Source organism: Dellaglioa sp. CoH-57-MRSF-18 (assembly GCF_056781995.1).
In genome coordinates this window covers 1-317 of the sequence record NZ_JBXAXX010000174.1, presented here as the reverse complement: position 1 = coordinate 317, position 317 = coordinate 1, and the positions used below count along the sequence as shown (strand labels likewise).

The window sequence follows — 317 nt, the reverse complement described above, 5'->3', positions numbered from 1 at the left end:
AAGGCGCGCGCCGACGAACGCAAAGCCGCAAAGCGTGCGGCTGAGGCAGCGGCGGCCGAGGCCGAACGCGTGGCAAATCTCGCGGCTCGTCGTGCTGAATTCGACGCGGCTTATCCGGGCCTGTCGGGCCTGATTGATATGTACGCTGAGGGGTCGGAATTCCTTACAAGCATGGCCGGTAATCTGGCACATACGGGCACGCTCACGGAACGTCAGGCGCAAGCCGCACAAGATGCGGTGCAACGCGCACGCGCCGGACAGATTCGGCAAAGCCGCGCGCACCATGTCGGCACGGTCGGGGAACGTCTGGAACTGAC

Annotated in this window: 1 protein-coding gene; it reads left to right on the top strand. The window is 64.7% G+C overall.

What is annotated here, in order from left to right; all coding sequences use genetic code 11:
• On the top strand, positions 1–317 hold a 317-nt coding region (locus AC1RPG_RS08615; RefSeq protein ID WP_481762573.1), incomplete at both ends, for a hypothetical protein.